Below are 24,187 nucleotides of genomic sequence, written 5' to 3'. Positions count from 1 at the left end.
TCACTGGTCGGCAGTCTGCATGCCAGCCCGGCTAGGCTTGCCCAGGGTATGGGCGAAGAACCTGCCCGCCTCGGAAATCAAGTTGCGGTGGATGTCGACCCGATCCACGCCATCGGCGTCGGTGCACAGCAACGGCATGGCCGCCAGTTGTTCAGCGCTGCAGGGCGCCATGAACACGAAATGCCCGGCTCCGGCCAACAATTTGAAGTCCGGCGCCACCGGCAGTTTGCGCGCCAGGGCCGCGGCGTTCTTGTCCAGGGCGACCAACTGATCGCCGTCGCCGCTGTACAGCAACACCGGTACATGCACCCCGGACAAGGTCTGGCGACCGAACTTGAGGCTCAACGGCGCCATCAACAGCAAGGCGTGCACCCGGGGATCGGCCACCGGCTGCAGGTCGTCGCGGTCGACGATCAACTCACCCTGGGTATTGCAGGCATCCCGGTCAGTCGGCCGCTCCCGGCAATAGCGGCGCAGGCGATCCAGGTCTGGAGTGGCGCCGGACAGGATCAGCGCCGTCTCGCCGCCGGCGGAGTAACCGATCACCCCGACTTGCTCGGCATTGACGAATGGGGCCAGCATCGGGTCGGCCAGGGTCGCGGTGATGGCTTCGGAAATCTGGATCGGCCGGCCATAGAGGTTGCTCAGGGTGCCCAGGCGGCTATGGTCCTTGGAGTTGTCCCCGGGATGAATCACCGCCACCACCACGAACCCCTTGCGCGCCAGGGAGGTGGCCAGATCATGCAGGGCCAGGGGCGTTCCGGTATTGCCGTGGGACAGCATCAGCATCGGGAAGCGGCCGATGGCGATCTTGGCATCGCGGGAGGCGCCGATCCGGTAACCCTCCAACTGGCTGGAGTGCTCGATACCGGTGGACGGGTAAAAAGCGATGGCGCGCATCGGTTGCTGGTCAAGGGGGTCGAGAAAGTTCAACTCGTGAAAGCCGACGCTCCAATGCGGGTGAGGAGCGGCCTGCACCGAAACCATGCCGCTGAACAGGCAGATCAGTAACATTGCACAACGACCGCTCATCACACACCCACCTTAGTCGCAGGATCGAGAATGCCGGTTGCCCGTGCCATCCCTTGCCGCCAAGGCTCTGGAGGGGATTCGTCCTGGAATCGGAACCGCGGGCTAAAGAAGCAACCCTCTTCAACCTGCATAACCCGAGCCAGAAAACCTGGAAAAACCAATAAAAAACTCCGTACCCCGATCACCTGAAGCGATGACCAGAATACAGAGTCTAGTGGCCCTGCGGGTGCGTGAAAGCGTCTTTACACAAGCCTTACGCGGCCGCGAAGAGCGACCCGCGAATATGCGCCTGGGCGTCGGCCATGGCCTTGCTGCGCACCTCTTCGCCATAACCCAGGCCATGGGCACGGACGAACTCGATATCGGTAATGCCCATGAAACCGAACATCACCTTCAGGTAGTCCTCGTGCCCGACACCGGTAGGCATGCCGACATGCAGGCCGCCGGAGGTGGACACCACGATCACCTTCTTGTCGCCGCACAGGCCTTGCGGGCCGGCTTCGGTGTAACGGAAAGTCTTGCCGGATATCGCGATGCGGTCGAACCAGGCCTTGAGCTGGCTGGGGATGGTGAAGTTGTACATGGGCGCCGCGACCACCAGCGTGTCGGCAGCCAGGAACTCTTCCAGGGTCTGGGCACTGAGCCGCGCCTCGTGCTCCTGGGCCGCATCGCGCAGTTCGGCGACGGTGCCGGCGGCCACCAGGGTGGCGGCGGAGAAATGGCTGATGGCATCGGCGGCCAGGTCACGGTAAGTCACCACCGCTTGCGGCTCGGCGGCCTTCCAGGCCTCCACCACGCTATGGCTGAGCTGACGCGAAGCCGAGTTGTCGCCAAGAATGCTGGAATCGATATGCAACAGTTTCATCTGGATTCTCCAAGTGAGGACCGCCGCTTGGCGATCGAATGTTGGCAATCCTACCCATGAAACCAATGGATGATTAGTCAGCATAAATGCGATAGTTAGTCCCATCAGCAGGACAATAAGGCCGATCCAGTGCAAGACCTCAACGATCTCTACTATTTCGCCAAAGTGGTGGAGGCCGGCGGTTTCACCGCGGCCGGCCGCCTCCTGGGCATTCCCAAGTCACGCCTCTCGCGGCGGATCGCCGAGCTGGAAGAGCGCCTGGGTGCGCGCTTGCTGCAGCGCACCACCCGGCAACTGAAACTGACCACGGTGGGCGAGCGTTACCTGCGGCATTGCCAGGCCATGTTGCTGGAGGCGGAGATGGCCGATGAAGCCGTGGCCAGCATGGCCAACGAGCCTCGTGGACGGTTGCGGGTCTCGAGCCCGGTGGGCCTGGCCCATGAGCTGCTGACGCCCCTGGTGAGCGGTTTCCTGCAGAAGTACCCCCAGGTCCAATTGGAGATGTTGCTGGTCAATCGACGCGTCGACCTGGTCAACGAAGGCATCGATGTGGCCCTGCGGGTGCGGGAACAAGGCGATGAGGACCCCTTGCTGGTGACTCGCCGCCTGCGTCCGGCGCAAACGGCGATGGTAGCCTCGCCCGCCTTCCTGGGCGCACATCCCGTGGAGCACCCCGAGGACCTGCGCCGCCTGCCGATCCTCGGTGCCCTGGAAGCCGATCGCCTGGTGCATCTGCGCCTGCTGGACCAGCAAGGCAACACCTGCGAACTGGCCCTGGAGGCGCGGCTGGGCATCGACGATTTCATCGTGCGCCGGGCCTGCGCCTTGGCCGGCCTGGGCTGCACCGTACTGCCAATGCTGTATTGCGAGGAAGAACTGGCCAGCGGTCAACTGGTGCAGTTGCTACCACAATGGTCGCTGCCCGGTGGCTGGCTGCAAGCGGTCTATCCTCATCGACGCGGTGTGCTGCCGGCCGTCCGGGCCTGGATCGAGCACTTGCAGGAAGCCTTCGAAGAATGTGGAGAACGATCGCTGTGAAAGCCAATACCCGAATGACCGAAGAGCAAGTGGCGAGTTTCTGCTTGGACCTGCCAGGTGCGCGGGAAGACTACAAGTGGGGTGGCGTGCGGGTGTTTTCCGTTGCCGGCAACAAGATGTTCGCCATGCAGAACCTGCGGGGCGAGTCACTGGCGTTCAAGGTCGATCCGGAGCTGTTCCTGGGCCATGTGGATCGCCCAGGCATAGCGCCAGCACCGTACCTGGCCCGCGCCCACTGGATCATCATGCAGGCCCCCTACCCGCTGGCCGCAGCCGAACTGCAGCAGTTGCTGCAACGTTCCCACCAGCTAGTGGTGGCCAAGTTGCCCAAGCGGACCCAGGTCGGGCTCTTGCTCTAGAGCAGCCTCGACCAACCGCCCTGCAAGAACAACCGGTCGATCCAGAACACCTGGTGCAAGGCGACGATCAGCCAGAACAGCGCCTGGTAGGACAGCTTGCGGGTCTTGTGCCGCAGCAACTGCTGGGCCAGCAGCGCCCCAGGCCAGCCACCGGCCAGCTCCAGGGCATGCAGGATGTTCTCCGGCGTGCGCTGGCCCTGCTCCCGGGCCTGGCGCTTGTCATGCCAATACGCCAGGAACGTCGACAGGCTGACCGCACCATAGGCTGCCAGCGCAATGACCGAGCCGTCGCGCCACCACAGCGATAGCGCCCCATACAACGGCAAGGCGCACAGCAGGATGAACACCAGCAGCTTGGCTCGGGGATGCTGGATCCGCCCGGAGCTGCCCTGGCGTTGCTCGGATCGGGAAGCCTTCACGCCTTGGCCGCCGCCCAGTCGATCCAGCCGAACTGCCAGGTCGCCAGGATCAACAGGCCGAAGGCGATGCGGTACCAGGCGAAGGCGTCATAACTGTGGTTGGCGATGAACTTCAGCAAGCCCTTGACGGCGATCATGGCGAAGATGAAGGCGGTAACGAAACCGATGGCGAATACTGGCAAGTCATCGGGCTGGAACAAGTGCCGGTACTTGTAGCCGGAGTACACCGCGGCCCCGACCATGGTCGGCATGGCCAGGAAGAACGAGAACTCGGTGGCGGTCTTGCGCGACAGGCCGAACAGCAAGCCGCCGATGATGGTCGAGCCGGACCGCGAGGTTCCCGGGATCATCGCCAGGCACTGGATGAACCCCACCTTCAGGGCGTCCTTCCAGGTGATTTCATCGACGTTGTTGGCATGCACCTGATGCTCGCGGCGTTCGGCCCACAGCATGATGATGCCGCCAACCACCAGGGCGGTGGCCACGGTGATGGGGTTGAACAAGTAGCCGTGGATCAGGTCGGCGAAAATCACCCCCAGCACCACGGCCGGCAGGAAGGCGATCAACAGGTTGACCGTGAAGCGCCGAGCCTTGGGCTGGGTCGGCAGGCCCATCACCACATCCAGGATCTTGCCCCGGAATTCCCAGACAACCGCCAGGATCGCCCCCAACTGGATGATGATGTTGAAAGCCATCGCCCGCTCGCCGCCAAAGTCGAGCAAGTCGGCCACGATGATCTGGTGTCCGGTGCTGCTGATGGGCAGGAATTCGGTCAAGCCCTCCACAATCCCGAGTAGCAATGCCTGAAAGGCGGTCCAAAGGTCCATCGATCCCCCATGAAGCAATGCTCGTGGCATGCCTCTTTATAGATGTTCACTGCAGTGAAATTGGCCGGGAACCCGGCCTGTCAAAGATCAACACAAGCCCATGAAAATTATGTGAAAAAGCCAGAATTGTTCAGGTTTTGCGCGAAGGCGCCGAAATCCTAGCAGACAGGCGCAAAAAGCGTCGTCGCGTTATTGGACTTCCGTAGAGTAGGCGCTCAGGGCCAAGCGTGCTTGGATGCTCTAAATCGTTCATGACAAGAACAAGAACCTGGAGTGACCGGATGATGAAAAGCTTGCGAAAGATGTCCATCAGTCAGCGCCTGTGGCTGATCCTGATCGTGGCGCTACTGACCCTGGTAACCCTGGGCGTGATGATGCTCCAGCAGATTCATGGCGACCTGTACCAGGCCAAGGCGCAGAAAACCCAGCATGTGGTGCAGACCGCCGCTGGCGTGCTCGATTACTACCAGGGCCTGGAAGCCGCTGGCAGCCTGACTCGCCAGCAGGCGCAACAGCAGGCGCTGCAGACGATTCGCGGGTTGCGCTACAACCAGAACGACTACTTCTGGATCAACGACCTGACCCCCGTGATGATCATGCATCCGGCCAATCCCAAGCTCGACGGGCAGAACCTGGCATCGATCAAGGACCCGGACGGCTTCGAGGTGTTCAACCAGATGGTGACCCTGGCCAAGGCCAAGGGCGCCGGCATGGTCGACTACCGCTGGCCCAAGCCCGGTGCCCAGGAACCGGTACAGAAGACTTCCTACATCCAGCTGTTCCAGCCCTGGGGCTGGATCATCGGCTCGGGGGTGTACATCGATGACCTGCAACAGGAGTTCCAGGCCCAGGTGCTGCGGGCGTCCTACGTGGGCCTGGTGATCGCCCTGCTGATGGGTGCCCTGGTGGTGCTGATCGTGCGCAGCATCGTCAGCCCATTGCGCGAGACCGTGCATGCCATGGCCAATATCGCCAGCGGCGAGAGCGACCTGACCCGCAGCCTCGACACCCATGGCCAGGACGAAGTGACCGAGTTGGCCCGGCATTTCAATGGCTTCACCGCCAAGTTGCGTGGCGTAGTCACCCAATTGCAGTCCAGCGCCGCCGCCCTGGAACAAGCCTCCAGCGAGTTGGGCAGCAATGCCTCGCAGGCCCAGGAGCGCAGCCAGCAACAATCCCTGCAGATGGAACAAGTGGCCGCCGCCATCAGCCAGGTGACCACTGGCGTCCAGGATGTGGCACGAAGCGCCGAGCATGCCGCCGAAGGGGTCCGCGAGGCCGAGGGCCAGGCCCGGCAGGGCCAGGTCAATATCGATAGCAGCCTGCAGCAGATCGGCCAGTTGTCGGCGACCATCGACCAGGCCGTGGAGGTGATCCGCACCCTGGCGGCCGAGAGCACCCAGATCGGCACGGTGCTGGAGGTGATTCGCTCCATCGCCGAGCAGACCAACCTCCTGGCCTTGAACGCCGCCATTGAGGCCGCCCGCGCCGGCGAGCAGGGCCGCGGTTTCGCCGTGGTGGCCGACGAGGTGCGCCTGCTGGCCCAGCGTACCCAGCAGTCCACCGCGGAAATCCAGGGCATGATCGAGCGCCTGCAGAGCCACTCCGAGGCCGCGGTACGGGTCATCGGCGATAGCAGCCGGGCCTCCCAGGCGACCATCGAACAAGCCGGCCTGGCAGGTTCCAGCCTCAATGCCATCGGCCAGGTCCTGCACACGCTCAACGAACTGAACGCCTCGATCGCCAGCGCTACGCTGCAACAGGCCCATGTGGTCGAAGACATCAACCACAACGTCGGCCAGGCCGCCGGCCTGTCCCAGGGGACGGCCTTGGCGGCCCAGCACTCCAGCACCGCCAGCCGGCATCTCAGGGAGCTCTCCGAACAGCTCAACGGCCTCTTGCGCCAGTTCCGCGTCTGATCCGCCGGGCCATCCGAATCCGCCGCTGCGCATCCCGCCGGTGGATTCGGCCAACACCTGACGCCGCTGGCCAGTCTGGGTACAATCCGCCCCCTCCTCCCCTTCCCAAGGAACCATCATGTCCGGGCTTGAACTGTTTGCCGCTGCGCTCGGCGTCATCGCCGTCTGGCTGACAGTCAGGCAAAACCCCTGGTGCTGGCCCATCGGCCTGGTCATGGTGCTGCTCTACAGCTGGATCTTCTTCGAGGTCAAGCTCTATTCCGACATGCTGCTGCAGGTGGTCTACGCCGCATTGCAGCTCTATGGCTGGTGGCAATGGACCCGCGGCGGCGACCGGCACCAGGGACGCCCGGTCAGCCAGCTAGAGTTCCCCGCCCTGCTCCAGGGCCTGGCCCTGGGGGCGGTCGGCAGCCTGGTGCTGGGGGCGGCCATGGCTCATTGGACCGACGCCGCGCAACCCTGGCTGGACGCAGCCCTGACCGCCTTCAGCCTGGTTGCGCAATGGTGGATGGCGCAAAAACGCGTGCAGTGCTGGCCGTTGTGGATCGCCGTGGACGTGATCTTCGTCGGCCTGTTCATCTATAAGCAGCTGTACCTCACCGCCGCGCTATATGCCCTGTTCACCTTGCTGGCCATCCAGGGCTGGCGGACCTGGCGCGCCGATCCGGCCCTGCAGCCATGAAGGTACTGGTTCTGACCGGTCCGGAATCCAGCGGCAAGAGTTGGCTGGCGGCCGAGCTGCAAGCCCATTTCGGCGGCCTGCTGGTGGGTGAATACGTGCGCCACTTCATGGAGCAGGAACGCCGCGATACCTGCCTGGCGGACATTCCCCGGATCGCCAGGGGCCAACTGGCCTGGGAGGATCAGGCGCGGGCGCAACGACCCGAATTGCTGATCCTCGACACCCACCTGTTGAGCAACATCCTCTGGAGCCGGGCACTGTTCGACGATTGCCCGCCCTGGCTCGAAGAACAGCTGCTGGCCCGGCACTACGACCTGCATCTGTTGCTGTCGCCAGAGGACGTTCCCTGGAGCGCCGACGGCCTGCGCTGCCAACCGGAACTAGAGGAACGCCAGGCCTTCTTCCAGGCCACGCGGCACTGGCTGGAGCAACACCAGCAAGCCTACAGGATCATCGGCGGCGATTGGTCGATGCGTCACCGCCAGGCCTTCGAGCTGGTCCGGCAACAATTGCTGGGCTGAGCATCCAGCGCTTGCCAGTGTCCACTTCTGAAACACTCCTGGGTTGAGCGGAGCGCCATTTTCCGGGGGCGCTGCCGCTTCCAGGCAAAACTGTTGCACCGCTGATACACCCCCTCGACAACCCGCATTCCAGAGCATCGTCCCGGCTATGGCCAATGGCCTTGACCCTGTCCTGTCTCAGATTTGAAACAGCTGCCCGCGCCGGCATCGAGCTGTTTCTCCAAGTATTTGATTAGGCGAAACAAATAAAAAGCGGCACGGCTCCTGCTCTATCCCTCTCAACGCTGACTAGGGCCAGCACTGAGAAGAAGGAATGCCGCCGTGGGGACTCTGCATGAAAGTTTCACCCGCCTGTTGCTGATCGGTTGCGCCATCGGTGCAGTGCATAGCCTTCCGGCCTTGGCGGCAGGCAATGGCGAAATCGTCCTTGAACGCCAGATGTACGCAACGCCGATCGGCCGCGCCCGCAACCTCGACAACAATCCCACCACCGTCAATGCCAACCCTTCAGGGGTCGTCACCGGCATGACCAATGGCGAAATCAGCGACAACGACTTTGCCGGCATCAGCAGCGGCGCATTGGTGCGCGGGGCGGTGATGCCCAATGGCAACGGGGTGCCCGGCATGAACATCGTCACCAATCCCAACGGCCTGCCTGGCATGAGCGCGGGCCATGGCGGTGGCTCCGGGGCGTCGATCTCCAATTCGATCAACCGTTCCATGGGTTCTGCCATGGCGCCGCTGAACAACATCGGAGGTCGTTGAGATGAAGCTCTCACTGATCCTGCTGGCGCTGCTGGGCTGCACCTCGGCCATGGCCGATAACGGCGCCCCGGTTCAAGACACCGCGACCCTGAGCAGTTCCGGCGCAGGCTACAGAGGCAACCTCAACATCAACCAGGCCGCCGGCGACCAGCAACAACAGACCAACGTGCGGGCCATCGCCATCGGTACCAATGCCAGTGCCAGCACCGGCGTAACCCAGAAGATCACGACGCCCGCCGACCGCTCGGTCAACGCCACCAGCACCATCGGCGGCAACTCCTTCAGCAACGGCAACGGCGCACTGGGCGTGAACCAGTCGTCCGGCGCCAACAACCAGATGGCCAATGCCCTGCGGATCAGTATCAGCGCCAATCCGCAGGGCATGGACGACAGCGCGCTCTCGCAGCAGAACGTCACGCTGTTACCGAACTCAGGAGCACCTGATACCCATCAAGGCAGCCGCCAGGTCGTTACCAGCGACCAGGCCTTCACCGGCAGCCGGGGAGTCGTCCAGGTGAACCAGAGTGCCGGGGTGGGGAACCAGATGGCTAACACCCTGAGCATCCGGGTCGCAGACTGACCCTTCGTAGTGCGATTGGAAAGTACCAACACTTAACCAACTAATAAGCACCGGAGAAACACCATGAAACCAACAATGGCTCTCAAACCACTGGTTTTCGCCCTGGCCGCCGTCATGGCAATGGCTGCCCAGGCAGGTGGGAACAACAACGGTCACCATGGTCATGACAATGGCCACCACAACCAAGGTCCGGATCTCAACACTCTGCTGCAAATCACCGCCGGGGCCGGTGCCGCAGTCATCGATGTGCAAGACAGCAACACCAACGTGGTGAAAAACCAGGGCACCAACAACAACGCCAAGATCGAAGGTTCGCTCAACGGCTCCAACGGCAACATGGGCGCCAACGTCGCCGCCGGCGATGGCAACCAACAAGACAACGCCGCCGCCCTGGCCACCGCCGATGAACGCTTCATCTTCGGTAGCGCAGTGGCTGTCTCCAGCGCCACCCAGCTGAACAACAACAACTATGTGAAGAACTCTTCCACCCAAAACAATGCCGTGCTCAACAACTCCGGCAACAACGGCTCGGGCAACCTGGGCATGAACGTCACCGCCGGCGACTTCAACCAACAGAAAAACAACCTGGCGATCGCCGTATCCGGGGGTCGTGTAGCCACCGCCGCCACCTCGGCCAACCAGTCCTCAACCAACCTGGTCGTGGAAAACAAAGGGGTCCAGGCCTACAAGAAAGACACCCTCAGCGGTGGCTTCGTAGCCTCCGGCAGCTACAAAGGCACCGGTACCGGCAAGATCGAAGGCGACGACGATCATGGCCATGGCAACAAAGGCCACGGCAACGATGATCAGAAATTCACCTTCAAGGAGCAAGGCTCCATCGAACTGGCCGGCTACTGGACCCAGCAAGTGCTGACCAAAGACGGCTGGAAAGCACCTGTGGTCAACAACGCCAGCATGACCAACTCGATGAACGGCTTCTCCGGCAACGGCGGCGCCAACGTATCGGCTGGCGTGGGCAACCAACAAAGCAACTCGCTGTCCATCGCCGCCGGCTGCAAAGCCTGCATGTAGTCGCGATCGTAACGAAAGCCCCGGAAACGGGGCTTTTCCACAGTCTCACCAGGCGTAACGATCATGCGTACTGCACTTCTCATCCTGGCGCTCAGCCTTTGTGGTCCGGTACATGTACAGGCTGCGCAGATGGCCTTTGCCGGGCTTCCCGATGGTGGCTTGCTCTTCAAGAAGGTACAAAGCGTACGCGAGCGCAAGTTCGCCGACCTCGTCGAACAGAAGACCGACTTCAGCTGCGGTGCCGCCTCGCTGGCGACCATCCTGCGCCAGGCCTACTGGCTGGATGTCGACGAAGAGCATGTGATCAAGGGCATGTTGATGACTTCGGACCAGAAACTGGTCCAGACCCAGGGTTTTTCCATGCTCGACATGAAGCGCTACGCCGAAAGTATCGGCATGCGCGCCCGCGGTTACCGGATCCCGCCCGACAAGCTCGATGCCGTGAGCATCCCGGTGATCGTGCTGATGGAGATCCGCGGCTACAAGCACTTCGTGGTGCTGCAGCGCACCCAGAAAGACTGGGTATACATCGGTGACCCGGTCCTGGGCCATAAACGCTACACCCGCGATGATTTCGTCAAGGGCTGGAATGGCATCGTCTTCGCCATCATCGGCCCCGGCTATGACAAGGCCAACGCTTTGCTCGACCCACCCGTCCCGCTGACCGCGAAAAACAAGCTCGATGCCTTCTACCCGGTCAAAGATGCGGAGCTGATGGATTTCGGTTTCATCCAAAGCGACTTCTTCTAGAAGCCCAGACAACTAGAAAGGGGCAGGATGCTCCGGGAGCAGCAGATGAAGACTTCATACTGGCTGGCCGCGGCCTGCCTGGCAGCAGCTCTTCCGGCCCATGCGGGCTTCAAGCCCATCGAAGTGCAGGACCAGGAACTCTCGCAACTGCGCGGCCGTTATGTGATGCCCGGGCGCATCATCAGCTTCGGCATCGTCATGAACAGCACATGGCGCAATGCCAGCGGCGACCTGATCGGCGCCAGCAGCACCCTGCAGATCCAGCAGTCCACCGTCCAGCCACAGTTCTACGTGACCACCATCAACCAGGCCGGCAACGGCAGCGCGCCGGCCCAGGGTACCGGCAATGTGATCGGCGGTGCTGGCCTGGGCAGCGGCCAAGGCGTGACCCAGGTGGTGCGCGCCGCGGGCGACGGCAACAGCGCCTACAACAATGTCAGCATCAACGTCAGCGAGGCCAACCAGGCGCCGGTCCAGGTCAACAATCCAGGCCAGGCCCTGCTCAGTGGCCAGACCATTACCAGCAGCAACGCCGCTGGCACTGTTTCGGTCTCGGCGCTCAGCGGCGGCATCCAGATGGCCATCCAGGCCAGCGCCCACCAGGGCAGTAGCCTGCAACAAGTAGCCCAGGGCAACGTCCTGCAGAACACTCGACTGCTGGGCAACAGCAACTTGGTGAACAACCTCACGCAACTCAATGTTGTCCTACAAAATAACGGTCCCAGCACCGGCGCGCTGGACTGCAACTTAACGACGCTGAACGGACTACGCAATTTGAAATTCTGAACTACGCTGCTCTCGACCATTGGGGTTTACAAGGGACGGTTTATTTCATGTATCGATCGGTTTCACTGCGCGCGGCAGTTTGTTTGAGTACTCTCCTGCCGATGGCGCTGCAAGCAGCGCCTGAGTCGGATGTAGAGGCCCTGAAACGAGAGCTTCTGGAGTTGAAGCAGCGCTATGAAGTGCAGCAGAAAGCCCTGGCAGTACTGGAACAGCGGGTCCGGCAGGTCGAGGACCAGCCCGCTGCGCCACCACCTAGACGCCTGGTGAAATCCCCGGCCGATCTCAAGGGCAACCAGCAGGTAGCCGGTACCGGAGCCACTGCAGCCTCCGGCGGTGCTGGCGGTGGCGCCAGCTATGGGCAGTCGCTCAAGGATGATTCGACTCCAGCCCAGAGTGTGACCAACCTCTACGACGAGGCCAGCGGCTTCTTCGGCGGCGGCAAGTTCAGCTTCGAGACCGGCTTGACCTACGCCCGCTACGACACTCGCCAGCTAACCCTCAACGGCTTCCTGGCCCTGGATTCGATCTTCCTGGGCAGCATCAACCTGGACCGGATCAAGTCCGATACCTGGACCATGGACCTGACCGCCCGCTACAACCTGGATAATCGCTGGCAGTTCGATATCAACGCCCCGGTGATCTACCGCGAATCCACCTATTCGTCCGCCGGTGCCAGTGGCGGTTCTGGGCAGCGCATTTCGGAAGATACCGTCACCCGCAACCCGACCCTGGGGGATGTCAACGTCGGGGTCGCCTATAAATTCCTCGACGAGTCCGAGAGCCTGCCCGATGCCGTGGTCAGCCTGCGGGTCAAGGCCCCTACTGGCAAGGACCCTTTCGGCATCAAGTTTGTCAGGAAAGAGGACAACAGCAACCTGGCCGTACCGGAGAGCCTGCCGACCGGCAACGGCGTCTGGGCCATCACCCCGGGGATTTCCCTGGTCAAGACCTTCGACCCCGCGGTGTTGTTCGGCAGCCTGTCCTACACCTACAACATGGAAGACTCGTTCAGCGACATCAGCCCCAATCCGGTCGAGAAGTCCCCAGGGAAGGTCAAGTTGGGCGACAGCTTCCAGGTCGGCGCCGGCGTAGCCTTCGCCCTGAACGAGAAGATGAGTATGGCCTTCTCGGTTTCCGACCAGGTCCAGCGCAAGAGCAAGATCAAGTACAAGAACCAGGACTGGCAATCGGTGCAGTCCAGCGACGCCAACGCCGCGTACTTCAACGTCGGCATGACCATCGCCGCCACCGATCACCTGACCATCGTGCCCAACCTGTCGCTGGGCATGACCCAGGACGCGCCGGACTTCACCTTCAGCCTGAAATTCCCCTACTACTTCTGAACGGCCCCAAAGCCAAGGCCCGCAGCGACTCCCCAATCGCTGCGGGCCTTGGCCTTTTTCCGCCCTAGCGGATCTGGTGCTTGTGCAGCAAACGGTAGAAGGTCGGGCGCGAGATCCCCAGGACCCTGGCCGCCACACTGAGGTTGTCACTGTGGCGGTTCAGCACATCGCACAGGGCCTGGCGTTCGGCACGGTGCTTGTAGTCTTCGAGAGTGCCCATGGGCGCATCCTGGGTCGACAAGCCCTGCAGCCCCAGGTCGCCGGCCTGGATCTGCCGCCCTTCGGCCAACACCAGGCCACGCCGCACCCGGTTGGCCAACTCGCGGACATTGCCCGGCCAGTCGTGCTTGCCCATGGCCACCAGGGCGTCCTCGCTGAAGCTGCGGGGCCGGCGGCCGGTTTCCTGACTGTAGAAATGCGCAAAGTGGCTGGCCAGCATGCCCAGGTCACCATGGCGCTCGCGCAAGGGGGCGGTGATCACCTGCAATACATTGAGCCGGTAATACAGGTCCTCGCGGAACCGTCCGCTGGTGATGGCCTGTTCCAGGTCCACATGGGTAGCGGCCAACACCCGGACATCCACCGGAATCGGCTGGCTGCCACCGACCCGTTCGATGTGTTTTTCCTGCAAAAACCGCAGCAGGTTGGCCTGCAGTTCCAAGGGCAAGTCACCGATTTCGTCGAGGAACAGCGTGCCGCCGTTGGCCGCCTCGATGCGTCCGACCTTGCGCTGGTGGGCACCGGTGAAGGCGCCCTTTTCATGGCCGAACAGCTCGGACTGGATCAGGTGCTCGGGAATGGCCCCGCAGTTGATGGCCACGAACGGCTTGTCGTAACGCAGGGACTGGCGATGCAGGGTACGCGCCACCAACTCCTTGCCGGTGCCGCTCTCCCCACGGATCAATACCGGAGACTCGGTGGGCGCCAGCTTGCCGAGCAACTTGCGCAGATCGCGGATCGTACGGCTGTCGCCCAGCAGCTCGTGTTCGGGCTGATCCACATGGACCGAGCCCTGGCCGCGCAGGCGGGCCATGCCGAACGCCCGTCCCAGGGTCACCTGGACCCGGGACACATCGAACGGCAGGGTGTGGAAATCGAAGAACCACTCGCAGACGAAGTCACCGACCTTTTGCAGGCGCAGGACTTCCTGGCTCAGCACCGCGATCCACTCGGTGCCGCTGCGGCTGATCAGGTCCTTGACCGCTTCCGGGCGCTCCAAGTGGAAAGGTTGCAGGCGCAGCAAGCCGACATCACAGGAACGCTCGCGGGCGGACTCCAGGTCACAGCTGTCGACATCCCAACCGATGGTGCGCAAGCCAGGCAACAAGCGGTGGCAATCATCACAGGGATCGACCACCAGCAACCGACGCTGCACGGGAGCTTCGAGCATGACTGTTCCTTGCCGCCACAGTGAGGAAAAGTTATTAGAAACAGTGGTTTGGCAAACCTGGCAGTAACATTAGCAAGAACTTGACGCACGGATGTATCGATTGCTTATAGCGCTGATTGCCAAAGGAACTAAAGTGCCACTTGAGAGGGCCACTTGAGCGACCGATTGTCGCAGTTATTTTTTTAACCCCCCGCAACTAAGGGCTCTGCCCCGGGGCTTGCGCACGAAAGACGTAAAAACTTGTTTTTCAGTGTGACCCGTCCCCCACCTCGGTGCATCAGTACAAATAACCAGCCGAACGGTAAGCCCAACCGACGGCACATCATTTGATTGGGCACCATAGAGAGAAGACCCCATGAACGCCCCGCTCCGTATCAACGAAGCACTTTTGATCGCCGACCGCGCATTCAAGCCTTTCCAATGCGTGGCCTGGGCTCCACAGGACGGTAACGGCGAGTTGAGCCTGACCGTCATCGACCGTACCAGCACCCGTATCGGCCATGCGCAAATCCCCAGCAGCGCCTACTCCGACCCAGCCCAGCTGGAAACCCTGCTCAACCAGGCACGTGCCGAACTGAGCCAGGAAGGCTACGCACTGCAATCCTGGGCCATGCCCAAGTAAGCGATGCTGTTAACGGATCACCCGAACGGGTGATCCGCTGTTCTAAGCCAGCAACTAAGCAAGCTTTACGCTTGACCTTCCCTATAACTGCCCCTGTTGCGGCATTAGTTGCCCTGGTTGTTCTAGCAAGCATCTCGTGCAAACCATTCCGGTACTCCACGAACTGCTGTTTCCAGCCATTCCGATTATTTTTCCCTGGGCCTCGCTCATGGCCGTCCCATCAGTGGATCGCTGATGCTGTGCTCGCCGGTTTCCAGGCGTCCGGCAACCCTGCGCAACCAGCCGCCATCACTGTGCAAGGTCAGGTCATACCAGCCACCGCTGGACTCGCAGGGGAACACCTGGCGCACCTCGCCCCCGGCCGGAATCGACAAGGTCCACGGGCCCTGCTGGGTATAAGGGCAACGATCGATGCTGACCGTCGCGGCCTGCCCACCAGGGTTGCTCAGGGTCAGTTGCAACTGGTGCTGGCTGGACGTCACCAATAGCTCCGGCTGACGTTGTTGCACCTGGCCGTGGAAACTGCGGTGGAACCCGTTCGGGCCCAGAACCCAGAGCTGGTAGCGCTCGACCACTGTCCAGCTGTCCTGCAACGCCTTGCCGGCCTCCAGCGTATAACGGCGGGGAATATCCGCCAGGTGCAAGCCGTCGTAGACATGCAGGACGGCCCCCTGGGCGCCGGTGTTCTGCAGGCTCAGGGACAAGGTCCGGGCCTTATGGTCGATCTGGCTATCGACGTGCAAGCGATATGGCAAGGCCCGTGAAGGACGCGCCAGGCGCTTCTGCTGCGGCACCAGTTGCTTGCTGGTCGACGGCACCGGCACCGGCAACAGTTTTTCCTGGCGCTGGCGCAGGCTGTCGGCAGCCTGGCGAGTGATGGTTTGCAGCGCTGGCAGTGGCTCGTGGTTGGGATCGACGAAGTTGAACGCCGAGGTCAAGTCGCCGCATACCGCGCGGCGCCAGGCGCTGACATTCGGCTCACGGACGCCGAAGCGTTTTTCCAGAAATTGCAGCACCGAGGTGTGGTCGAACACCTGGGAGTTGACCCAACCACCGCGGCTCCAGGGTGAAAGCACCAGCATCGGTACCCGCGGCCCGGGTCCGTAGACCCCGCCGTCCGGCCGCGGCTGCTGGGTCGAGCCCGCCGGAGCCGGATGCTTGAACAGCTCGCTGTCGAACGCCAGGGTCGACTTGCCGGCGAAACTGCCGTCCTTGCGCTGGGAAGGTGCCGAGGGCGAAGGCACATGATCGAAAAAGCCATCGTTTTCGTCATAGGTCACCAGCAGCACGGTCTTGCTCCAGACCTCGGGGTTGCTAGTCAAGGCCTGCAGGATCTCCTGGGTGAACCAGCCGCCCTGCACCGGACTCGACGGCCCCGGGTGCTCGGAATAGGCCGCCGGGGCCACGATCCAGCTGACCTGGGGCAACTTGCCGGCCTGCACGTCGCTGCGAAAGCCGCCGATGATGGCCTCCAGGTTGCTGCCACTGCTGGCCGGCAAGGTATTGCCGTTGCCCTTGTACAGCGGCGCCACGGCATTGAGCGCGTCGGTATAGGGAACGAAGGCATTGAAGCCGCTGGGGGGCTGGGCCGGGTTGCCCACCTGCACGCTGGCGGCCCGATACTGGCGAAAGCCTGCCAGCGGGTTGTCGCCGAAGTTGTCCGGCAGATGCTGGTAGACCTTCCAGCTCACGCCCTGCTCTTCCAGGCGTTCGGGATAGGTCTTCCAGGTGTAACCGACATTCACTGGCCCCGGCCCATCCCACTCATTGACCACGGCAGCCACTTGCCCGCCAGTCGGCCCGTTGGTGCCGGTCCAGAGGAACAGCCGGTTAGGGTTGGTGCCGGCATGCACCGCGCAGTGGTAGGCATCGCACAGGGTGAAGGTACTGGCCAGGGCGAACTGGAATGGCAGCTCCTGCTCGCTGTAGTAGCCCATGGAGGTGTTGGTCTTGTAGGTCGGCCAGGCATTCATGCGGCCGTCGCTCCAGGCCGAGTGGGCATCGCTCCAGGTATGGGGCGTGCCGCTGACCCGCTGGGCGTTGCCCCGGGAACTGTCCAGGTGATAGGGCATGACCACCCGGCCCTTGCCCTGCTGTTCCCAGACTTCACGCTGGCCGGACAACGGGATGGTGAAGCGGTCGCTGAAACCGCGTACACCGGGGAAAGTACCGAAGTAATGGTCGAAGGAACGGTTTTCCTGCATCAGGATGACTACATGCTCGACATCCTTGATCGTCCCTGTGCGATTGTTCGCCGGTATTGCCAGGGCCTGGCGAATGGAAACCGGCAAAGATGAAAAGAACGAGCCGATGGCGGCGGCTTGCAAGAGCTTCCTGCGTGAAATATCGGGCATGGGTCAATGAGTCCTTGTGGTTGCAACGCGGTCTATAACGCTGCCTGCAAGGTATTCATTTCTAATAACAATGCAGTGACACTGACATTGCAATGAATGCCATTTCCAATCATTAGCCAACCTATCAACCAACACTGAAGTCGCCACTGGCTTATATATGAACGGCCTTGGAAGAATATTGGGTGAATAAAACTCCCGAGCCTGCAAAGTGCCAGTAGCTGCACGCCTGGATCGGCCTTGACAAGGCTTGAAGTCCCTGAAAACCGGGAACAACCCATGGAGGTTCCCGGAGCCTTTCATGTATGCAAGCTATGTAGGCTATCGCAGCTCGTCAGCCACTTCGTTGCGCTGGACCCGCAACGGATTGAAGAACAGGCGAATGAACTGCGGATCCCGCGCGAGCTTGTAGTCTTCACCGACGAAGTACTCCTTGGCCGCGGGATCGTTCTTGGCCAGGTACAGGATCCAGGCCGTGGTGATACCGGCGAACTCGTTTTCCTTGAGGCTTCGCACCGGGCTGAAGTGCGTGGCGTTATGGGCGGTGGCGCTCCATCCCGGCACCGCCTTGATCAAACCGCCCTGCCACAGCCGCGGCCAGGCCCAGGCCGGTACCACCACATCCGCGGCGCCGGTGAGCACCAGCGTCGGCGTACGGACCGTGGAGCCCAGGCCGATGGGCCCGGGCTCGATCGGCAGCGAACCTATGTACTGGAGTTGCGGGTCAATGGCCTTCAAGGTCTGGGGCATGAGGCTGGAGGAGAGAATCGACGCCCCGCCACCTGCCGAATGCCCAGCCACTATGGTCCGCGCCAGGTCGACCTTGCCAAATAGCGGCGAGGTCGGATCCTGATTGAGCCTGCTCAGCTCCACCGCCCCCAGGACGTGCATGCTCGGCGCGGTATTGATGAAGTCCGAAGACACCACCACCACGAAACCGTAGCTGGCCCACAGCCTCAACAGTTCGGTGTATTGCCCCTGGTTGGAAAGAATGCCACCGACGAAGTTGACTACCGGCAACTTGTCCAGGCTCTTTATATTGGCCGGGTAATAGACGCTGGTGGAAATAGGATTGCTGAACCCGTAGGGAAATGACTGGTTGCATTGAAGGCTGTTGTCCAACAACAGGATCTTCGCCAGCACTCCCAACAAGCCACGGCAGTCACTCAAGACCGCATTGGTCGCTACCTTGTAGGGGCCAGGTGACTTGGCGAATTGTTCATTGGCCAACCCCAGCGCCGGAACCAGTTGCGAAGCGCCTGCCAGGCTGACAGAAGCCAGCAACGCACCGCCCAAACCAAGTTTCATTGCAAGTTTGCGTATCGCCTTCATGGTAATTCCCTTTATTTGCCTGCTTTCCCTGCAAGGCCGAATACCGGTGCCTGGCCGTGCCCCCTTTGAATATCGAGCAGATGAACATTGAGGTGATGACATGGAACTGCAACACCTGTGAAGCACTGCCGCATTCGTCATGCGCCAGCCTGGCGCGACCCTAGAACAGGAGAAAATGGCAGGTCAATGGTTATTGCCACCCGCCTCAACCGGGAACGGTGCAAGCACACAGCCCCAAAGATTGTGGCAAAAGATTTCATCGTTTCTTGATTCTCCTTCTCGCATGCGGCAACTTGCGCGCTTCTCACTACAAGGAGCAGCCAATGTCCGGTTCAATGGCCCAGGCGTTCGCCCATAATTTTCTCGGCCACTCACCCCGCTGGTACAAGGCAAGCATTGTCGCGTTCCTGCTACTCAACCCATTGCTGTTCTTCGGGGTCAGCCCGGCCGCCGCCGGCTGGTGCCTGGTGCTCGAATTCATCTTCACCCTGGCCATGGCCCTCAAGTGTTATCCCCTGATGCCCGGCGGGCTGCTGCTGGTGCAGGCGATGTTGCTGGGCATGGCCACTCCCCAGGCGCTGTACGACGAACTGGTGCACAACTTCCCGGTGATCCTGCTGTTGATGTTCATGGTCGCCGGCATCTATTTCATGAAGGAGCTGCTGCTGTTCCTGTTCTCAAGGCTGCTGCTGGGGGTGCGCTCCAAGGCGCTGCTGGGGTTGCTGTTCTGCTTCCTGTCGGCCTTTCTCTCGGCCTTTCTCGACGCCCTGACCGTCACTGCGGTGATCATCAGCGCCGCGGTGGGCTTCTATTCGGTGTACCACCGCGTGGCATCGGGCAACGATCCGCGCCAGGACAGCGGCTATGGCGACGATCGGCAATTGCCAGCGCTGCACCATGACGACCTGGAACAATTTCGCGCCTTCCTGCGCAGCTTGCTGATGCATGGGGCTGTGGGCACTGCCCTGGGCGGCGTCTGCACCCTGGTGGGCGAGCCGCAGAACCTGCTGATCGGCCATGAGATGGGTTGGCACTTCGCCGACTTCTTCCGCCAGGTCGCCCCGGTATCCCTGCCGGTACTGGTGGCGGGGCTGGTGACTTGCGTGCTGCTGGAGAAACTGCGCTGGTTCGGCTACGGCACCCTGCTGCCGGACAATGTCCGCCAGATCCTGGCCAACTACGCCGCCGAGGACGATGCGCAGCGCACGGCCCGCCAACGCGCGGCCCTGCTGGTGCAAGGCCTGGCAGCCCTGATATTGATCGTCGGCCTGGCGTTGCATGTGGCCGAGGTCGGGCTGATCGGCCTGTTGGTGATCGTGCTGATCACCGCCTTTACCGGCATCACCGACGAACACCGGCTGGGCAACGCCTTCAAGGACGCCATGCCTTTCACCGCCCTGCTGGTGGTGTTCTTCGCCGTGGTGGCGGTGATCCACCAGCAACAGCTGTTCACGCCGCTGATCCAGTGGGTGCTGGCGCTGCCGGCGGATCGCCAACCGGGCATGCTGTTCATCGCCAACGGCCTGCTGTCTGCCATCAGCGACAACGTGTTCGTGGCCACCATCTATATCACCGAGGTCAAGCAAGCCTTCCTGGACGGGCAGATGAGCCGCGAACACTTCGAGACCCTGGCCATCGCCATCAACACCGGCACCAACCTGCCCAGCGTCGCCACGCCCAACGGCCAGGCGGCGTTCCTGTTCCTGCTGACCTCGGCCATCGCGCCGCTGGTGCGCCTGTCCTATGGCCGCATGGTATGGATGGCGCTGCCCTACACCCTGGTGATGGGCGTGCTGGGCTGGTACGCAGTCAGCTACTGGCTATAAAGAAGGATTGACGACGCTGCCAGGGCCCCTGGCAGCGGTTGCAGGCTCAGCGCAGCAGGATATAGCGCTCGATCGCCTGGGCGGCGCCATCCTCAAGGTTAGTGCCGGTGACCACATCGGCCAGGCGCTTGACCTGTTCTTCGGCCTGGCCCATGGCGATCGACAACCCGGCCCGCTGGAACATCGCCGGATCGTTGCCGCCATCACCCAGGGCCGCAGTGCGCGCAAGGGGCACGCCGAGGTATCCGGCGAGCGTCGCCAAGGCCTGGCCCTTGTCCGCCTGCACGGCAGTGACATCCAGGAACCGCGGTTGCGACCGCGAGACCTGGGCCTGCCCCGCGGTCTGGCGTTGCAGGCGTGCCTCCAGCTCCCTCAGCAAGCGTCCGTCGCTACTGGCCGCCACGACCTTGTCGACGCAGTGCAGGTACTCCTCGAAGCTGTCCACCACCTGCGGCGCATAACCCAGGGCCTGCTGCTCCAACGGCAGCAAGGGTCCGTCGGGATCGCGCACCAGCCACTGGTTGTCGGCGAAGACCCAGGTCTCGACCTGGGGATAGGAGGCGAACAGCAGCAGCGCCGTAACGACCGCCGCTACCGGGACATGATGACGAGCCAGGTAGCGGCCATCGGGGTGGACGATGCTGCCGCCGTTGAATCCGGCGCTGGGCAGTTCCACCCCAAGTTCTTCGAGTTGCCGCCGCATGGCCCGTGGCGGACGACCGCTGGCCAGGCTGAAACCAATGCCGGCGTCATGCAGGGCACGCACGGCGGCGACGGTTCGTGGACTCAGACTGTGGTCCGGACGCAGCAGCGTGCCATCCATGTCGCTCAGCACAAAGTCGATGGGATAGGCGTTCGAGCCACTCATCCCAGGGGGCGCCAGACCCGGCCATCGCGGGCCAGCAATTGGTCGCCCGCATCCGGCCCGTCGGTGCCGGCCGGATATTGCTGCAGGCTCGCGTCCTGCTTCCAGGCGTCGAGGAACGGCTGTACCGCACGCCAGCCATTCTCGATGTTGTCCGCACGCTGGAAGAGCGTCTGGTCGCCGATCAGGCAGTCGTAGATCAGCGTCTCGTAGCCGGTGGACGGCTGCATCTCGAAGAAGTCCTTGTAGGCGAAGCCGGACTCGATACTTGCCATGTCCAGGGTCGGCCCGGGCTTCTTCGCCAGCAGGTCGAACCACACGCCTTCGTCGGGCTGGATCTGGATCCGCAGGTAGGTCGGCATCAGGCGCTCGACCTCGGTATCGCGGAACTGCGCATAAGGCGCCGGCTTGAAGCAGATGACGATCTCGGTGTCGCGCACGCTCATGCGCTTGCCGGTACGCAGGTAGAACGGCACCCCGACCCAGCGCCAGTTGTCGATCATCACCTTGAGCGCGACATAGGTCTCGGTGTTGCTGTCGGGCGCCACGTTGGTTTCCTCGCGGTATCCGGCCAGGCTCTTGCCGTCCAGCTGGCCGGCGCTGTACTGGCCGCGCACCGAGTTGGCCCGGGCCTCGTCCAGCGTCCAGGGACGGATGGCGCCCACCACCTTGGCCTTCTCGCCGCGCACCGCATCGGCGCCGAAGGCCGCCGGCGGTTCCATGGCCACCATCGCCAGCAGTTGGAACAGGTGGTTGGGCACCATGTCCCGCAGGGCGCCGGTGTTTTCGTAAAAGCTGCCACGGGTTTCCACCCCGACGGTTTCCGCCGCGGTGATCTGCACGTGGTCGATGTAATGATTGTTCCAGAACGCCTCGAACAGGCTGTTGGAGAAACGGCTGACGAGGATGTTCTGTACGGTTTCCTTGCCCAGGTAATGGTCGATGCGGTAGATCTGCTTCTCGCCCATGACCTTGAGCAGGCAGGCATTGAGGGCCTCGGCGGTCTGCAGATCGGAACCGAAGGGTTTCTCGACCACCACCCGGCGAAACGCTCCAGGCTCCTCTTGCAGCAGCCCCGCGGCGCCCAGGCGTTGCACCACCTCACTGAAAAAGCGCGGTGCGGTGGCCAGGTAGAACACGGCGTTGCCGGTGCCGCTGGCGGCGATTCGCGCCGCCAGCTCGACATAGGTGGCATCGTCCAGGAAATCACCCTGGACATAGCTGATGCCCCGGGTCAGGCGCGCCCAGACGTCGGCATCGATGCGGGTCCCTTGCCCTTGTTTCTTGAGTACTTCGTCGCGAAGGAAGTCTTCCAGCAAAGTGGCGAACTCACTGTCGCTCACCGCATTGTGATCGACGCCGACGATCCGCAGCCCCTCGTCCAGCAAACCGTCGCGACTGAGGTTGTACAGCGCCGGCATCAGCAGGCGCTTGACCAGGTCGCCACGGGCGCCGAACAGGAACAGCGTGGTCGCCGGGGCCGGCAGTGCCTTGGACTTCCTTCGCTCGGTCATTTCTTCCCGGTCTCCACATGGCCGCCAAAGCCGAAGCGCATGGCCGAGAGGATCTTGTCGCCATAAGTACCCTGGCCACGCGAGCGATAACGGGAGAACAGCGAGTTGGACAGCACCGGAACCGGCACCGCCTGCTCCATGGCCGCCTCGATGGTCCAACGGCCTTCACCGCTGTCGGCCACCGAACCGGAGAAACCGTCCAGCTTGGGATCGCTGGCCAGGGCGTCGGCGGTCAGGTCCAGCAACCAGGACGAGACCACGCTGCCGCGCCGCCAGACTTCGGCGATATCGGCGACATTCAGGTCGAAGCGCTGGTCTTCTGGCAGGCTTTCCGAGCTCTTGGTCTTGAGAATGTCGAAGCCTTCGGCGAAGGCCTGCATCATGCCGTACTCGATACCGTTATGGATCATCTTGACGAAGTGCCCGGCACCGGCGGGACCGGCGTGGATATAGCCGCGCTCGGCGCGGTCGTCACTGGCGACACGGTCCTTGGTGCGGGGGATCGATCCCATTCCCGGGGCCAGGGCAGCGAACAGCGGGTCCAGGCGCAGTACTTCATCGGCGTCGCCACCGATCATCATGCAATAGCCCCGCTCCAGGCCCCAGACACCGCCGGAGGTGCCGACATCGATATACTTCAGGCCCTTCTGCGCCAGGTCCCGGGCACGGCGGATGTCATCCTTGTAGTAGGTGTTGCCGCCGTCGATGATCACGTCGCCCGGCTCCAGCAACTGGCTCAGGGTATCGATGGTCTCTTCGGTGGGCGCGCCGGCGGGCAACATCACCCAGACCGCTCGCGGCTGTTGCAGGCCAGCCACCAGGGCCGGCAGGTCGGCGACGCCCTTGGCGCCTTCGGCGGCCAGGGTGCCGACGAAGTCGGTGTTGCGGTCAAAGACTACGGTCTCGTGCCCATTGAGCATCAGGCGCCGTGCAATATTGCCGCCCATGCGGCCCAGTCCGATAATCCCCAGTTGCATGTGCTGATGCTCCTACTGCCAAAATCCAGATCAAAAATATATAGCCCAACGGGCCAGGTGAAACTTCAAGGTGCGCAACTATACAAGGCAAGGCGCCTCAAGACAGCGCAATCTTTACCTTGGCGGACCGGTTCGCGTCTCCGGCCGTCCCTGCTGGCGTCGCACAACCATGATCGACCGCCCCCAGGAACAGGGCTCATGGAAAATTAGTCAGCAACACCTGCGGCGAAGTTTCGCAAACCATGGATGGATAACGATGCCCATCGCCACGAAGGCACAGGACCATGAAAAATAAAAAAGTTCCCTTGGAGTGAAAAATAAATAAAATTGCCCCCGCCAGGCGAGACAACGCGGTATGGACCCGCTGCAACTGCGCCGCCTGTGATAGCGCT

Annotated in this window: 23 protein-coding genes; 13 read left to right on the top strand and 10 right to left on the bottom strand. The window is 62.3% G+C overall.

Going from position 1 to position 24,187, the window contains the following annotated elements; translation table 11 throughout:
* On the bottom strand, positions 1–1,032 hold the full coding sequence (locus ACK6AU_RS04705) for a dienelactone hydrolase (RefSeq protein WP_185700888.1): 1,032 nt from the start codon (positions 1,030–1,032) through the stop codon (positions 1–3).
* A gap of 253 nt (positions 1,033–1,285) precedes the next feature.
* On the bottom strand, positions 1,286–1,897 hold the full coding sequence (locus ACK6AU_RS04700; RefSeq protein ID WP_085597559.1) for an FMN-dependent NADH-azoreductase: 612 nt from the start codon (positions 1,895–1,897) through the stop codon (positions 1,286–1,288).
* A 129-nt stretch (positions 1,898–2,026) separates the two neighbouring features.
* Here ACK6AU_RS04700 and ACK6AU_RS04695 point away from each other — a divergent pair, with 129 nt between their 5' ends.
* Positions 2,027–2,935, top strand: coding sequence for a LysR substrate-binding domain-containing protein (locus ACK6AU_RS04695; protein ID WP_185700889.1), 909 nt, complete (start codon positions 2,027–2,029; stop codon positions 2,933–2,935).
* Positions 2,936–2,949: 14 nt separating this feature from the next.
* A complete protein-coding gene (locus tag ACK6AU_RS04690) occupies positions 2,950–3,294 on the top strand; it encodes an MmcQ/YjbR family DNA-binding protein (RefSeq protein WP_185700961.1) in 345 nt (114 codons plus the stop codon).
* On the opposite strand, the gene ACK6AU_RS04685 is transcribed toward ACK6AU_RS04690, so the two are convergent.
* Together ACK6AU_RS04685 and ACK6AU_RS04680 are read right to left on the bottom strand one after the other, a co-directional pair.
* The gene (locus tag ACK6AU_RS04685) at positions 3,291–3,713 is read right to left on the bottom strand and encodes a DUF1294 domain-containing protein (protein ID WP_185700890.1); all 423 of its coding nucleotides are present in this window, start codon (positions 3,711–3,713) and stop codon (positions 3,291–3,293) included. The two genes, ACK6AU_RS04690 and ACK6AU_RS04685, sit on opposite strands and share 4 nt — an antisense overlap.
* Positions 3,710–4,540 (bottom strand): undecaprenyl-diphosphate phosphatase, encoded by an 831-nt coding sequence (locus ACK6AU_RS04680; RefSeq protein WP_185700891.1) that lies wholly within the window; start codon positions 4,538–4,540, stop codon positions 3,710–3,712. The genes ACK6AU_RS04685 and ACK6AU_RS04680 overlap by 4 nt, the downstream gene beginning before the upstream one ends.
* A 284-nt stretch (positions 4,541–4,824) precedes the next feature.
* Here ACK6AU_RS04680 and ACK6AU_RS04675 point away from each other — a divergent pair, with 284 nt between their 5' ends.
* The 9 genes from ACK6AU_RS04675 to ACK6AU_RS04635 all read left to right on the top strand — a co-directional run bounded on the left by ACK6AU_RS04675 (position 4,825) and on the right by ACK6AU_RS04635 (position 12,918).
* Positions 4,825–6,459: a methyl-accepting chemotaxis protein gene (locus ACK6AU_RS04675; protein ID WP_185700892.1), complete on the top strand. Its 1,635-nt coding sequence runs from the start codon at positions 4,825–4,827 to the stop codon at positions 6,457–6,459.
* 118 nt (positions 6,460–6,577) lie between these two features.
* A complete protein-coding gene (pnuC, locus tag ACK6AU_RS04670) occupies positions 6,578–7,141 on the top strand; it encodes a nicotinamide riboside transporter PnuC (RefSeq protein ID WP_185700893.1) in 564 nt (187 codons plus the stop codon).
* The gene (locus tag ACK6AU_RS04665) at positions 7,138–7,662 is read left to right on the top strand and encodes an AAA family ATPase (RefSeq protein ID WP_185700894.1); all 525 of its coding nucleotides are present in this window, start codon (positions 7,138–7,140) and stop codon (positions 7,660–7,662) included. Before pnuC ends, ACK6AU_RS04665 begins: the two co-directional genes overlap by 4 nt.
* Before the next feature lie 321 nt (positions 7,663–7,983).
* A complete protein-coding gene (locus tag ACK6AU_RS04660; protein WP_185700895.1) occupies positions 7,984–8,427 on the top strand; it encodes a hypothetical protein in 444 nt (147 codons plus the stop codon).
* Position 8,428: 1 nt separating this feature from the next.
* The gene (locus ACK6AU_RS04655; protein ID WP_409297978.1) at positions 8,429–9,007 is read left to right on the top strand and encodes an adhesin; all 579 of its coding nucleotides are present in this window, start codon (positions 8,429–8,431) and stop codon (positions 9,005–9,007) included.
* Positions 9,008–9,070: 63 nt separating this feature from the next.
* Positions 9,071–10,039, top strand: a complete 969-nt coding sequence (locus ACK6AU_RS04650; RefSeq protein ID WP_185700897.1) for a heme utilization protein — start codon at positions 9,071–9,073, stop codon at positions 10,037–10,039.
* Between the two features lie 63 nt (positions 10,040–10,102).
* Positions 10,103–10,789: a C39 family peptidase gene (locus ACK6AU_RS04645; RefSeq protein WP_185700898.1), complete on the top strand. Its 687-nt coding sequence runs from the start codon at positions 10,103–10,105 to the stop codon at positions 10,787–10,789.
* A gap of 45 nt (positions 10,790–10,834) precedes the next feature.
* Positions 10,835–11,575, top strand: a complete 741-nt coding sequence (locus tag ACK6AU_RS04640) for a hypothetical protein (RefSeq protein WP_185700899.1) — start codon at positions 10,835–10,837, stop codon at positions 11,573–11,575.
* 47 nt (positions 11,576–11,622) lie between these two features.
* Entirely contained in the window at positions 11,623–12,918 is a 1,296-nt protein-coding gene (locus ACK6AU_RS04635; protein ID WP_185700900.1) for a hypothetical protein, read from the top strand.
* Between the two features lie 64 nt (positions 12,919–12,982).
* Here ACK6AU_RS04635 and ACK6AU_RS04630 read toward each other — a convergent pair whose 3' ends face one another.
* Complete coding sequence (locus tag ACK6AU_RS04630) at positions 12,983–14,308, bottom strand: sigma-54 dependent transcriptional regulator (RefSeq protein WP_185700901.1); 1,326 nt, start codon at positions 14,306–14,308, stop codon at positions 12,983–12,985.
* A gap of 355 nt (positions 14,309–14,663) precedes the next feature.
* Here ACK6AU_RS04630 and ACK6AU_RS04625 point away from each other — a divergent pair, with 355 nt between their 5' ends.
* Complete coding sequence (locus ACK6AU_RS04625; RefSeq protein ID WP_185700902.1) at positions 14,664–14,930, top strand: hypothetical protein; 267 nt, start codon at positions 14,664–14,666, stop codon at positions 14,928–14,930.
* A 206-nt stretch (positions 14,931–15,136) separates the two neighbouring features.
* On the opposite strand, the gene ACK6AU_RS04620 is transcribed toward ACK6AU_RS04625, so the two are convergent.
* Positions 15,137–17,284 (bottom strand): phosphocholine-specific phospholipase C, encoded by a 2,148-nt coding sequence (locus ACK6AU_RS04620; protein ID WP_409297974.1) that lies wholly within the window; start codon positions 17,282–17,284, stop codon positions 15,137–15,139.
* 318 nt (positions 17,285–17,602) lie between these two features.
* The gene (locus ACK6AU_RS04615) at positions 17,603–18,589 is read right to left on the bottom strand and encodes an adenylate cyclase (protein WP_409297972.1); all 987 of its coding nucleotides are present in this window, start codon (positions 18,587–18,589) and stop codon (positions 17,603–17,605) included.
* 347 nt (positions 18,590–18,936) lie between these two features.
* Here ACK6AU_RS04615 and nhaB point away from each other — a divergent pair, with 347 nt between their 5' ends.
* Entirely contained in the window at positions 18,937–20,439 is a 1,503-nt protein-coding gene (gene nhaB, locus ACK6AU_RS04610; RefSeq protein ID WP_409297970.1) for a sodium/proton antiporter NhaB, read from the top strand.
* A 46-nt stretch (positions 20,440–20,485) separates the two neighbouring features.
* Here nhaB and ACK6AU_RS04605 read toward each other — a convergent pair whose 3' ends face one another.
* From ACK6AU_RS04605 to gnd, 3 genes are read right to left on the bottom strand one after another with little or no spacing between them, the layout of a single operon-like run.
* Entirely contained in the window at positions 20,486–21,307 is an 822-nt protein-coding gene (locus tag ACK6AU_RS04605) for a Cof-type HAD-IIB family hydrolase (protein ID WP_409297968.1), read from the bottom strand.
* Positions 21,304–22,818, bottom strand: coding sequence for a glucose-6-phosphate dehydrogenase (gene zwf, locus ACK6AU_RS04600; RefSeq protein WP_409297966.1), 1,515 nt, complete (start codon positions 22,816–22,818; stop codon positions 21,304–21,306). The genes ACK6AU_RS04605 and zwf overlap by 4 nt, the downstream gene beginning before the upstream one ends.
* A complete protein-coding gene (gnd, locus tag ACK6AU_RS04595; RefSeq protein ID WP_185700908.1) occupies positions 22,815–23,795 on the bottom strand; it encodes a phosphogluconate dehydrogenase (NAD(+)-dependent, decarboxylating) in 981 nt (326 codons plus the stop codon). Before gnd ends, zwf begins: the two co-directional genes overlap by 4 nt.
* Positions 23,796–24,187: the final 392 nt, after the last annotated feature.

Source organism: Pseudomonas sp. KCJK8993 (genome assembly GCF_046230915.1).
Lineage (GTDB): Bacteria > Pseudomonadota > Gammaproteobacteria > Pseudomonadales > Pseudomonadaceae > Aquipseudomonas > Aquipseudomonas piscis.
The sequence above is the reverse complement of the archived record's forward strand: the minus strand, read 5'-3'. Positions and strand labels throughout refer to the sequence as shown.

Bases quoted from the DNA above. Each gene is read 5' to 3' on its own strand.
- ACK6AU_RS04705 (WP_185700888.1), bottom strand. From the start codon at position 1,032: ATGAGCGGTCGTTGTGCAATGTTACTGATCTGCCTGTTCAGCGGCATG.
- ACK6AU_RS04700 (WP_085597559.1), bottom strand. From the start codon at position 1,897: ATGAAACTGTTGCATATCGATTCCAGCATTCTTGGCGACAACTCGGCT.
- ACK6AU_RS04690 (WP_185700961.1), top strand. From the start codon at position 2,950: ATGACCGAAGAGCAAGTGGCGAGTTTCTGCTTGGACCTGCCAGGTGCG.
- ACK6AU_RS04680 (WP_185700891.1), bottom strand. From the start codon at position 4,540: ATGGACCTTTGGACCGCCTTTCAGGCATTGCTACTCGGGATTGTGGAG.
- ACK6AU_RS04675 (WP_185700892.1), top strand. From the start codon at position 4,825: ATGAAAAGCTTGCGAAAGATGTCCATCAGTCAGCGCCTGTGGCTGATC.
- pnuC (WP_185700893.1), top strand. From the start codon at position 6,578: ATGTCCGGGCTTGAACTGTTTGCCGCTGCGCTCGGCGTCATCGCCGTC.
- ACK6AU_RS04665 (WP_185700894.1), top strand. From the start codon at position 7,138: ATGAAGGTACTGGTTCTGACCGGTCCGGAATCCAGCGGCAAGAGTTGG.
- ACK6AU_RS04655 (WP_409297978.1), top strand. From the start codon at position 8,429: ATGAAGCTCTCACTGATCCTGCTGGCGCTGCTGGGCTGCACCTCGGCC.
- ACK6AU_RS04650 (WP_185700897.1), top strand. From the start codon at position 9,071: ATGAAACCAACAATGGCTCTCAAACCACTGGTTTTCGCCCTGGCCGCC.
- ACK6AU_RS04645 (WP_185700898.1), top strand. From the start codon at position 10,103: ATGCGTACTGCACTTCTCATCCTGGCGCTCAGCCTTTGTGGTCCGGTA.
- ACK6AU_RS04640 (WP_185700899.1), top strand. From the start codon at position 10,835: ATGAAGACTTCATACTGGCTGGCCGCGGCCTGCCTGGCAGCAGCTCTT.
- ACK6AU_RS04635 (WP_185700900.1), top strand. From the start codon at position 11,623: ATGTATCGATCGGTTTCACTGCGCGCGGCAGTTTGTTTGAGTACTCTC.
- ACK6AU_RS04630 (WP_185700901.1), bottom strand. From the start codon at position 14,308: ATGCTCGAAGCTCCCGTGCAGCGTCGGTTGCTGGTGGTCGATCCCTGT.
- ACK6AU_RS04625 (WP_185700902.1), top strand. From the start codon at position 14,664: ATGAACGCCCCGCTCCGTATCAACGAAGCACTTTTGATCGCCGACCGC.
- ACK6AU_RS04620 (WP_409297974.1), bottom strand. From the start codon at position 17,284: ATGCCCGATATTTCACGCAGGAAGCTCTTGCAAGCCGCCGCCATCGGC.
- ACK6AU_RS04615 (WP_409297972.1), bottom strand. From the start codon at position 18,589: ATGAAACTTGGTTTGGGCGGTGCGTTGCTGGCTTCTGTCAGCCTGGCA.
- nhaB (WP_409297970.1), top strand. From the start codon at position 18,937: ATGTCCGGTTCAATGGCCCAGGCGTTCGCCCATAATTTTCTCGGCCAC.
- ACK6AU_RS04605 (WP_409297968.1), bottom strand. From the start codon at position 21,307: ATGAGTGGCTCGAACGCCTATCCCATCGACTTTGTGCTGAGCGACATG.
- zwf (WP_409297966.1), bottom strand. From the start codon at position 22,818: ATGACCGAGCGAAGGAAGTCCAAGGCACTGCCGGCCCCGGCGACCACG.
- gnd (WP_185700908.1), bottom strand. From the start codon at position 23,795: ATGCAACTGGGGATTATCGGACTGGGCCGCATGGGCGGCAATATTGCA.